Origin of the sequence: Polyangium sorediatum (assembly GCF_029946465.1) — a bacterium.
Taxonomy (GTDB): domain Bacteria; phylum Myxococcota_A; class Polyangia; order Polyangiales; family Polyangiaceae; genus Polyangium; species Polyangium fumosum.
The window spans coordinates 70977-78560 of record NZ_JARZHI010000049.1; the positions used below are offsets into that span (position 1 = coordinate 70977).

Here is a 7584-nt window from a genome sequence, read left to right on the forward strand (position 1 = left end):
GCAGACTCTGATCCCGGTGAAACCATCGGAAGAGAGCGGGGACCGGCGCCGGCATGCCAGGTTGCGGCGCGGGCGCAGGGGCAGGCTTGGACTCCTGCGCCTTTTGCCACCATCTCCACCACCACGAAGGAGGAAAAAACAAGAGCATGACGACACCGGTCCCCTATTCGATCACGTGAACGCCAGGCCGGCTCCCACGAGGGCGAGCATCGGCATCAAGGACGAATCGTGCCCCGCAGTTTGCGCATCACCATCCGCCGGATTGTCGGGGTACGTCCAGACCGGCGGTTGCTCCTCAGTGTCCTCCGGAGACGGCGGAAACCACGGCACCGGAACCGGCACGGGCGCCGGGTACGGCACGGGGGCCGGCATCGGATAAGGCCCGGGCACCTGCTGCTGCTGGGCCGCCTTGAGGTACTGCGATCGGCTGCGAAGCGCCTGCGCAGCCATGGGATAACCCATGGCCTCGTATACGTTCGCGGCCCAATCGAGCGACTCCGCGCGCGTCTCGTTCTGAAGGATGCTCCGAACGATCTGCCTCAGATCCTCCGGCATGTGCGAATCGAGAATCGCCGCGAGTGCGACGGCCCTGGCGCGACATGCTTGTCCGGCCAAGGGATAACCCATGGCGTCGTACATGTTCGCGCCCATGATGAGGGCATCGACGCGCGTCTCGTTTTGCAGGATATGGCGGAGGATCTGCCGCTGATCCTCGGGCATGTGCGCGTCGAATGGCGGGAACGCCGAGCTCGGCGCCGTCTGTCCCGTCGGCGCAGGTGCGGGCGCCGGGGCTGAGGTCTTCGAGATGTTCGGAATGTTGGGCATTGCCGACCACGACAGATTGGGCAACGGAAACGGGAACGGCAGCGGAGCCGGAGCCTGCTGCGGAGCCGGTTGCTGTTGCTGCTGCTGCGGAGCCGGTTGCTGTTGCTGCTGCTGCGGGGCCGGCTGCTGCGGCTGATAGCCCCACGGCCATCCCCACGGCCAGCCGTAGGGCCACTGCGGCTGCTGCGAGGCCTGTTGCGGCGCCGGTTGCTGCTGCTGAGGTGCCGGCTGTTGTTGCTGCTGGGGGACCGGCTGTTGCTGCGGAGCCGTTTGCCCAGGAATCGGAAACGGCGGCCACGGGACATTGGACGGCCATCCTGGCGGCGGCGACTGCGGGAACGGATACTGCGGCGCCGTCTGGCTCGGCTGCTGTTGGGGAGCCGGCTGTTGCTGCTGGGGGACCGGCTGTTGCTGTTGGGGCACCGGCTGTTGCTGCGGAGCCGTTTGCCCAGGAATCGGAAACGGCGGCCACGGGACATTGGACGGCCATCCCGGCGGCGGCGACTGCGGGAACGGATACTGCGGCGCCGTCTGGCTCGGCTGCTGTTGGGGAGCCGGCTGTTGCTGCTGGGGAGCCGGATGTTGCTGCTGCGGAACGGGCTGTTGCTGGGGAGCCGGCTGCTGCTGCGGCGCCGTTTGGCCCGGAACCGGGAAGGGAGGCCACGGGAGATTGGGCGGCCATCCCGGCGGGGGGGACTGCGGGAACGGGTACTGCTGCGTGGTTTGGCCTGGCTGAGGCGGCGAGGGCACCTGCATTCCCGGGATCTGCGGATAATTGCTCGCGACCTGCTCGGCTTCCTTGATTGCAGCCATCGTGTCGTTGTCGAGCACGCCATCCATGCGGAGCGGTCGAAGCGGCCGTTCGCGATTCCACCAAAGCTGGAACGATTGAACCGCCTGCACGGTGCGCGGCGTCATCGTCGAGGTGAAATCGTAGGTGTTGCCGAAGTCGCTCGGATTGATCGCCGCCGGGTTCCGGCGCCCCCAGTGTGACAGCATGAGCTGCACCTGGAGGATCGCGCCCGGATCCATCGTCGAATTCTGCCCCGGGCCGGGGAGGCCCGGGCTCGGCGCCGGAGCCGGGAGCTGCGGCGTGGACGACGAGGAGGGCGATTGCGAGGCCGGCGCGCTCTGCGACGGAGGAGGCGCCGCGCCGCTGACCGGAACCGCCAGCGGATTCTCGGGCCAATCGTCGGGGACGCCGAGCTCCTCGCCCGCGTGCAGCGACGCGAAGTTGCCGTTCTTGATGGGCTTCTGGGGGTTCGCCGTGCGGAGCTCGGAGAACCACTTCGGCCTCGCACTCGCGCCGAGCTTCTTTGCGATCGAGAACGGCGAATCGCCCTGCTGGACGACGTACTTGCGCGCCGTCGCCAGCGCGCCCGTCTCGCGGTCGTACACGAGCCACCCCGGCGGGATGTTCCACACCGGCGACGACTCCTGTTTGCCCGGGTTCGCCGCGAGTAACTCGGCGACGCGCTCGACCTGCCCGGTGAGCTTCTTCGTGATCCCGTGCGGCGTTTCTCCGGGCAACGCGTGATACGTGCCCGTCGAGGGTTCGACGCCGGAGACGTCACGTGCGACGCTCACCGTACCGGATGCAAGACGCAAAAGCCTCGGATCCAGGCTCTTGACGGCCGGGACGTCGCGAACGAGCGTCTCCATGTACTCGCGCGGTAGCGGCGTGACCGAGGTGTGCCGAACGGGGCGCGGCCTCGGATCCGGAGCCGCGGTCTCGTTGTATTCCTCCTCGAATGCGTCGAAGACGGGCAACTCGACCCTGCGCTGCTCCTCGAGCTGCGGGGCCATCATAGGAAATGCGATCCGCGGTCGTGAGGGCGGCGGAAGCTGCGCGGGCGTTCGCGACGAAGGCGGCGGGAGCCCCTGCGTCGGCAGAGTGCCCGCAGCGCGCCGACGTCGGTACTCGGCAGGCCGATACACGCGCAGCGAAGCCTCCTCGGCATAAGCCGGGTTTCCCGTGCGCTTCGTCATCTCCTGGCCATTCGCGAGGATCCGACGCTCGTTCTGCGAAGGTCGCCGTTTCGCGCCTTGCGATGCCGGACCGGCCCGCGTGGTCTGAACCTTGACGAGGCGCTCGACGCCGCCGCCGACCGCCTTTCCGAGCCCCGCGCCGATCGCCGTGCCCGCGGGCCCGACGAGGCTTCCAAGCCCCGCGCCTGCGAGCGATCCCAGGCTCTCCCCGAGGCTGCCGCCTCCGGGCGAACCGTTGTTACTGCCCCCACCGCCGAAGAGCGATGCGAGCGTATCCATGAAGTCGCCAGTGTCTTCGGCTGGCGCCTCTCCTTCACCTTCCGGGTTGCCGGTTTCCCAGCCCCCGGAATCGTATGACAACGTGATGGCTTTCATCCCGTGCCTCCTTTGTGTTGTTGCGGGTTGTGTTCGTCGCGAGATGCGACCTCCTCGGTAGTCATTGCAGGGCGAGGCACGACGCGGGGACAGAGCGTCCATCGGCATTTCGTCACCTCGATGGTCCTCGGTTTTACGATCGCCGTGGCATCGACGTCGTATTCGTTTCCGATGCGGCCTGCGAACTGCCCTGCCTTGTTGAAGTGTGAAACAACGAGCACCGTGTGCGGCATGGCAGAGATCTGCTCGAGCAGCAGAGATTGCTCCGCGACGCTCGTAGCCCAGCGCTGGAGCGAATCGATGACCACCACCGCGGCATAGGACGGAACGGCCTGCATGGCTTCACGCCAGCCGATCTTTGCACCGGCTTTCTGACGGCGGCCCACGAGGTTGACCCGCCTCGAGGAGGAGCCGGTCCGCTGGAAGAGCTCCTGGACGAGCGCCTTGTTTTGCTCCCCGTCGAGCCAGTAGCCGTCCCCGTCGAGCTTCTCGGCAATCTGCGACGCGAGCTCCGCGCAGAGGGTTGATTTCCCCGCGCCGGGTGCGCCGCCCACGAGGATCTTCAAGCCGAGGACCACGCCGCCGAGGGCCTCGGAAAGCACGGAAGGGAACTTCACGGGACGCAACCGCTCGAACGACGCGTCGAGGGAGTCGATCACGATGCCGGCAGGGGGCTCGTGGGGCTCGAGCTCCCAGCTGGAAGCGCCGCACGAGCAGAACCCACCGCAAATTTGCGGCCTGCGGCGATGGCAGATGACACATCGAAGCGGCGGTAGGTACTTCTTCATGGCGTCACCAGTAATTCGTGATGGCCGTCGACGACGGCGGGATACGGTCGATTGACGAATTGAGGATCGTCGGATCGACACGACGCCACCGCCCGTTTACCCACACCTCGGCGAGGATGTGCGGGAAGTCCTGAGCGGGCCGCACGCAATGCTCGCGCGCGGGCACACCGCTCGCGCGGCAGAGCGCGACGAAGACACGCGCCTTAGCGTCACAGTCGCCGTAACCCCGCAGCAGTGTGACGGCCGAATCTTCCAGCACTTCACGGCGCGGATCGCGCACGTAGTCGATTGCATACTGGCAGAACTTGAGGATCGCAGCGGGGCGCTCGACGAGAGGCAGTTTGCGGAATACCGCCGCCCAGCGTTGCACTTCGGGCAGGTGGAGGTCCGCCACGCTGCCCGCGGCCATGAACCTGGCTTTCTCCAGGTTCGACGGAAAGTGGACCACGCCTACGCGAATCACGAGTCACCTCCCACGGCACGCTTGAGGAAGGTCAGCGCCTGCTCCTGCGCCTCTTCCGCGCTCAGCTCGCCCTTGCTGGCAGCGTCGTGAATCGACTTGAACTTCGGATGGCTCGTGATCGATTGTGCGATGGGCGAGTTCATTGCCTCCCTGACGGTTTGCTCGAAGTCGGACGGCAGGCCGTTCGGGATCGACGCCAATGCGGTCGAGAGGAGCTGTGACGGGTCGTCCGAAGCACCCCCGGGGGTTTCGCCAACCCGACCCCACGGCTGCAGGCCACGCGGCACGAACTGCGGCGAGGGCGCCTGGGTGGTGACCGGGGGCGGCGGATACGTGTCGTTCACCGGGTGCGCGGCCGGCTGCGGCGGCGAATACGCCAGCGGCGGGGCCAACTGCACGACGGGCGGCGCCTGGGGGTACGCAGGCGGCGCGGGCGGCGCGGCGGGCTGCGGCTGCGCGACGGGTTGCGGCTGGGGATAAGCCACCGCCGGCGCCTGCTGCGCGACGGCCTGCCGAGGCGCGGGCGGCGCGAACGGCTGCTGGGGCGTGGCCTGCGCGAACGGATGCGGGGACGGCGTGAACGGCTGCCGGGGCGGCGCGGGCTGCGCGAACGGATGCTGGGGCGCGGGCTGCGCGAACGGCTGCGGGGGCTGCGCGAAAGGCTGCGTGAAAGGCTGCGCGAAAGGCTGCGCGGGCGGCGCGGGCGGCGCGACGGGCTGCTGCTGGGCGGCTTGCACGGCGGCCGGATCGACCACTCTGCAGTGGCCGATCCCGGGCACGAACACGTAGACCGCGCCCGTCGCCGGATCGAATACCGGCGGTGGCGGAGCCGGCTCAGGAGCTGGCGCAGGCTGCGGCGGGGGCGGTTGCGGAGCCTGTGGTTGTGGGGCCTGTGGCTCCGCACGCTTCGAGTTCATGAAGTTCATGAAACTGGTGAAGAGCGGGGCCAGAGTCGCCAACGACAATTCGTCGCTCTTCTCCTCGCCCCCCTGCACCTTCGCGTCCTTCATCGCCTCGAATGCCTCCTTCCACGGGCCCGAGTCTTCGCGGGGCGTGGGGGGCTGCACGCTCTTCGTGAACTCGAAGATCTCGCGCGCCTGCTCCAATCCATTGGGCCGTTCCGTCGCGAGCTTCAGAAGCGACTGCTGATAGTGGAGCTGAGCAACCTCGACTTGCGCTCGGGCCTGAACTTCAGCCGCTCGAGCCTTTGCGTCCCGATCGAGCAAGAGCTGCATCAAGCCGAGGATGTCCATGGTCTGGGGCTGGGGCTGGGGCTGGGGCTGGGGCTGGGGCTGGGGCTGAGGCTGAGGCGGGTAGTAATGCGGCGGATACCCGGGATACGGGCCCGCGTGCGGCCCCCACGGCGGCGCGCCGGGCGGTTGCCCCCAGGGCCCCTGCCCATGAGGAGCATTGGGATCCGGTTGGGAAGGCGGAGTACGCCGAGCTTCCTCGTAAAAGGGCTTTCGTGCCGGACCGTCGACGTACCACTTCTCGGAGTGCGCCTGGTAGCGATGCGTACTGCTGCACTTCGCGATGGCCTGATAGGTACACTGGCCGCCGAACATCTCGACGATCTGCTCCAAATTCCGCAGCTCGGAGCCCAGGAAGTCGCGCGGACAGCGCTCGTAGTATTCGTTCTTGGGGCCGTACCAGCGGTGCAACTGGATGATGTCGAAGCGGCGACGATCCGGGCCGCTTTCGGTTTCCGGTCGAGGAAACAGAGGATGCCCTCCATAGTCTTCGGCTTCCTGCTCGGCGGACGGAGGGGTCCCGTCGAGCTCGTCGTCCGGCTCTTTCTTCTTCATGGCGTTCATGAATGTGTGTATCGGAATCGCGAATCGCGCAATGGCACCAAAGAAGAAAGTACCTGACGTCGTGACGTCAGAAATTCCGGCGCTCGCATATAAATTGTCGAAATTGTTCGATTTTTTTTGGTACGGCCTGTTGCAAATTCGCGGCCTCTCCGGGCGCTCACTCGAGGGGCTCTCTAGCCCGCCTATCACGGCCCACATCGCTACTTTACCTGGGAAATGTTCATGTTGGGTTTGTCGAAAAAATTGACCCCCCTTTCGAAATCATGAGATTTGGGTCCCCCTCGCCTCCCGTCCGCTGGCAGCTCGAGGCCGCTTCAGTGCTGCTTCTGGGTTTATCCTGGCACCAAGGCAGTCCTCGATGTTTTGTGCGTGGTCAAACCGGCGGAATCTTGCGCTAGCGTGATCTGCGGCACTTCGGGACGCCACGGCCCGGCGCTCGTGCAGGAGAGCGCAGTGAACACCGTGTTTTGTAGTCGGGCAGGACGAACCCGCTGAAGATTCTGTCTATTGCAGACGGAACTCCGCGGCTCCGTCAGCCTCTTGACTGGCCTTCTGCTGTTAGCCTAGCGTGTATGTACGGTTGCAGGGGAGCGGTGGTTATGCGTCGTGATGTGCAGAAGCGCGCCGAGAAGCGGAAGGGCGGACGGCAGACCGTGCGGGCGACAATCTGGTTCGATGTCGACGTGTACGACGATGCCTTGACGGTCTCCGAGAAGAAGAAAACGCCTCTCGGCCGATTCGTGAACGACGTGGTGCGAAAGGCCCTGGAGGAGTTCTGGCGAGCTCAGAAAGCGTCGAAGGCCGCGAGGAAGGCGAAGAAGCAGCCCCCGCCGAGCATCGCGCCCCGATCGCGGACCCCGTCGGCTCCGACCTCGAAGAAGCGCCCCGAGCCCCCGCCGAGCATCGCTCCTCGTTCGCGGACCCCGTCGGCTCCGACCTCGAAGAAGCGCCCCGAGCCCCCGCCGAGCGTCGCGCCCCGCTCGCGAGTCCCGACTTCGAAAAAGCCGGCCGAGCTCCTGGCCACCCCGGCGTCACCCTCGGTGCCCCCGTCTCCGTCCACGAAACGGATAGCGGGGCCCTCGTTGTCGGGTTCGCCTTCCCGCGCATCGACGCCCCCGCGGTCGGGACGCTCCGCAAAGTAGCCGCCGCTCCGCTGCCGCTGGAATTGTCGGTTCGAAGCCCCGATTTTCGAAAAGCCGCTACTGTCCTGGGACCGAAGTTCATTCAAGAACGCTCAGGGGCGTGGATGTCGAGCGTCGTCTGCGCGAAGCGCCTGATGTTTTCGATGATCTCGTCGGCAGTCTTCGTCCACACGAAGGGCTTAGGGGCC

5 protein-coding genes are annotated in these 7584 nt (G+C 66.6%); all 5 read right to left on the reverse strand.

Annotated elements, in window-relative coordinates:
* Positions 1–171: 171 nt before the first annotated feature.
* Complete coding sequence (locus QHF89_RS35905) at positions 172–3093, reverse strand: hypothetical protein (protein ID WP_136971458.1); 2922 nt, start codon at positions 3091–3093, stop codon at positions 172–174.
* Positions 3094–3185: 92 nt separating this feature from the next.
* On the reverse strand, positions 3186–3977 hold the full coding sequence (locus QHF89_RS35910; protein ID WP_136971459.1) for a P-loop NTPase family protein: 792 nt from the start codon (positions 3975–3977) through the stop codon (positions 3186–3188).
* A gap of 4 nt (positions 3978–3981) precedes the next feature.
* Positions 3982–4440, reverse strand: coding sequence for a transglutaminase-like domain-containing protein (locus tag QHF89_RS35915; protein ID WP_136971460.1), 459 nt, complete (start codon positions 4438–4440; stop codon positions 3982–3984).
* The gene (locus tag QHF89_RS35920; protein ID WP_284721359.1) at positions 4437–6254 is read right to left on the reverse strand and encodes a hypothetical protein; all 1818 of its coding nucleotides are present in this window, start codon (positions 6252–6254) and stop codon (positions 4437–4439) included. The genes QHF89_RS35915 and QHF89_RS35920 overlap by 4 nt, the downstream gene beginning before the upstream one ends.
* Positions 6255–7038: 784 nt before the next feature.
* On the reverse strand, positions 7039–7278 hold the full coding sequence (locus QHF89_RS35925) for a hypothetical protein (protein ID WP_136971463.1): 240 nt from the start codon (positions 7276–7278) through the stop codon (positions 7039–7041).
* Between the last annotated feature and the right edge of the window lie 306 nt (positions 7279–7584).